The 3,767-nt window shown below is 43.5% G+C and carries 2 protein-coding genes; one reads left to right on the forward strand and one right to left on the reverse strand.

Annotated features, from left to right (window positions below):
• On the reverse strand, positions 1 to 551 hold a 551-nt coding region (locus NWQ57_RS21995), incomplete at its 3' end, for an FKBP-type peptidyl-prolyl cis-trans isomerase (RefSeq protein WP_306024332.1).
• Between the two features lie 236 nt (positions 552 to 787).
• On the opposite strand from NWQ57_RS21995, the gene ppc reads away from it, so the two are divergent.
• A complete protein-coding gene (ppc, locus tag NWQ57_RS22000) occupies positions 788 to 3,421 on the forward strand; it encodes a phosphoenolpyruvate carboxylase (RefSeq protein WP_306024333.1) in 2,634 nt (877 codons plus the stop codon).
• The last annotated feature ends 346 nt before the right edge of the window (positions 3,422 to 3,767 follow it).

The following is a 3,767-nucleotide window of genomic DNA, read 5'->3' on the forward strand; positions in this document are numbered from 1 at the left end:
CCCTGTTCGCCATAAGCTAAATCAGCTGGCACATGTAAACGCCATTTAGAGCCTACTGGCATCATTTGCAAAGCTTCAGTCCAACCGCGAATTACACCCCCTACCGGGAACTCAGCTGGCTCACCACGATTGTAAGAGCTATCAAAAACACTGCCATCTAATAATGTGCCGTGATAATGGGTGCGCACTGTTGATGATGCGGTAGGAAGCGCGCCATCACCTGCAGTTAATACTTCGTATTGTAAACCGCTAGCCGTTACCGTTACTTCTTCACGTTTCGCATTTTCAGCTAAGTAAGCTTCGCCTTGTGCTATAACCGCTTGAAACTGTTCTGCTTTGGCGGCTTGCATAATCTTGTGAATTTCATTGAATGCCTTACCTAAGGTATCGTTGTCTACCTGAGCTTCTTGACCGTTAAATGCATCAGCAAGACCGATTTGCACCGCTTCAATGTCTAAACCAGCAAAAGGATTAGCACGTAATTGCTCGCCCATTTGTAAACCAATACCGTAACTTGCTTGAGATTCTACCGTCGAAAATTTATGTGCCACTTGAGCTCCTAATAAATGAGAAAAGCCACGGTTTTAATCAACATTAACCCCTTGATACCGTCGCTAAAATAAAAGCGTAAGAGTATATACTGAAAAGCCGCTAAAAAGCAGGATAAAACCGCAATATACTGATAGTTTGGCCCTCATTTAGGTATATCATATCGTAGATTGGCTTAGACAAATTCAGCCTACATGAGTATCTTACTGCTTAGAATAAACGCCATAAGGAGCAAACTGTGCCACATATTCTTGATTCTCAATTAACAGAAACCGTTCGTTATTTAGGGGCCACCTTAGGTGACACGATTCGGGATCAGCTTGGTGAAGACTGGTTACAGCGTATTGAAACTATCCGTAAAGACGGACGTAAGGCGTATCAAGGCAACGACGAGTCAGCGACAAAACTCAAGGCCCTTTTTGCTGAACTCGGTAATGATGAATTACTCACCATTGGCCGTGCTTTTTCACAATTTCTTAATTTAGCCAATATCGCTGAACAAGAATTTAATAGTAATAACACCATCGATGATCCTATCGAAAACCTTTTTCAGCATCTTGATAAAGCCTGTGTTGGGGCGGATACTGTTGAACAAGCCTTACAACAACTAAACATAGAATTAGTGTTAACCGCTCACCCTACTGAGGTGACACGCCGCACCCTTATTCATAAACACAGTGAATTAGCCAAATGCTTAAGCCAAATTCATTCAACAGGTTTAAGCGCGACGCAACGAAAATTAATTGAAACGCGCATCTCTGAGTTGATTGCCCAAGCGTGGCATACTGAAGAAATTCGTACCGTAAGACCAACCCCCGTAGACGAAGCGAGATGGGGTTTTTCGGTGATAGAAAATTCACTCTGGGACGCAGTTCCTGAATTTATCCGAGAACTAAATCAACGCTTTGTAGCTAAATACGAGCTTCCTATTCCACTTGATGCACGCTTGGTTAATATAGGCTCGTGGATGGGTGGAGATCGCGATGGCAACCCTTTTGTTACCTCAAAAGTCACAGAACAAGTTCTACTATTAGCACGTAAACGGGCTGCCAAACTATTTGCTCAAGACATTGACATCTTACAAACCGAGTTATCAATGAGTGATTGCGATGATAACCTTCGGGCAATGGTAGGCGACAAATTAGAGCCTTACCGTGCTTTGTTACGACCATTACTTGATAAGTTGAAAAAGACCCAAGAAGGTATCATCGATACCTTAGCAGGTGGAAGCGCGGCCAACTTAGTCAATCAAGATGATTGGGTAGCTAATAACGATGAACTGCTACAACCTCTTATGGCTTGTTACCACTCATTAAACGCATGCGGTATGCAAGTCATTGCAAATGGCCATTTACTTAACACCATTCGCCGTGTGCATTGCTTTGGTGTGCATTTATTGAAGTTGGATGTACGTCAAGATTCAGAACGCCATGCTGATGTTTTTGCCGAACTCACACGTTATTTAGGCCTTGGCGACTATGGCCAGTGGAGTGAAGAAGATAAACAAGCCTTCTTGCTACGCGAATTAAGCTCTAAACGCCCCTTATTCCCACCATCGTGGCAACCAAGCGAAGATGTGCAAGAAGTCATTGATACCTGTAAAGTCATTGCAAAAAATAGCCAGGCAGGTTTTGGCATTTATATTATCTCTATGGCAAGTTTGCCCTCAGATGTATTAAGTGTTGTCTTGTTATTAAAAGAGTTAGGGGTGACTTGGCCCATGCCAGTCGCGCCTTTATTCGAAACATTAGATGATTTAAACAACGCTGCCCCCGTCATCAAACAGCTAATGTCAATTGATTGGTATCGTGGTTATATCCAAGGCCATCAATACGTCATGATCGGTTATTCAGACTCTGCTAAAGATGCGGGAGCAATGGCTGCAGGTTGGGCGCAATATGAGTCACAAGAGGCCTTAGTGGCTGTAGCAAAAGAGAACAATGTGGAACTGACTTTGTTCCATGGTCGTGGTGGCACAATTGGCCGTGGAGGTTTACCTGCGCACGCTGCCATTTTGTCTCAACCGCCAGGATCATTAAAAGGTGGCTTCAGGGTAACAGAGCAAGGCGAAACAATACGGTATAAGTTTGGAATGTCTATTTTGGCACAACGTAGTTTGAATATGTATGCCAGCGCGATACTCGAAGGATTAATTTTACCGCCCCCTGCTCCCAAAGAGGAATGGCGTGAGGTTATTAGCAAATTGGCCGCAGACGGACGAGATAATTATCGAGGTATCGTACGCCACGACCCCAAATTTGTACCGTATTTCAGAGTAGCAACCCCCGAGCAAGAACTTGGGAAGTTGCCCTTAGGTAGTCGGCCGGCTAAACGCAAACCTACCGGCGGGATCGAAAGCTTACGAGCTATTCCTTGGATATTTGCTTGGGCTCAAACCCGTATGGTATTGCCTTCGTGGCTCGGTAGCATGAAAGCCGTACAAACAAGTTTGGATGAAGGTGCTGGCCCGATAATAGAAGATATGTTAAGTAATTGGCCATTCTTTTACTCGCGCCTATCCATGTTAGACATGGTGTTTAATAAAGCCGATCCGCGGATCAGCGCCGAATATGACAAACGCTTAGTGCCTGAGGATTTACGTCATTTTGGTGATGCCTTACGTCAAGAGCTTGAACAAAGCATTGTGCTGTTACTTGATTTACTCAAGCAAAAAACCGTTATGGAAAGTGATCCTAAAGGCGCGGTATCGATGAACATTCGAGCCAGCTATTTAGAACCCTTACATTATTTGCAAATCGAGCTACTCAGCAGAATCCGAAAGTTAGAAGATGTTGATAGTGACCCCTTACTAGAACGCGCTATGATGGTAACCATTGCGGGTATCGCAGTGGGCATGCGTAATACGGGCTAATAACGGACTTTCAATAGAAAAAAGCCAGTGCGAAAACCGCGCTGGCTTACAACCGTCAATTTAGTTTAGGACGGGACATTTTTAAACTATCTAAGATAACGACTCCCGCAATATTAGCTCCGCTATTTGTCGGCGAATAAATGCTATCAAAATGCAGTGTTAGCCGTCTTATCAAAGCAATCCTGTATTTATATGTTCGAACAAACTAGGTTTAACCTACGATAATTCATTCGAGCGGCTCACCAATTCTAATAAAATACGGGCATTTTTATTAAAATTAATCCATTTTTAATGGTTTTTCACCAACTAAATCCGGGTTCCATTTTCTAAAGGTGTTGTCCAAAAA

This window comes from Paraglaciecola sp. (assembly GCF_030730205.1).
Lineage (GTDB): Bacteria > Pseudomonadota > Gammaproteobacteria > Enterobacterales > Alteromonadaceae > Paraglaciecola.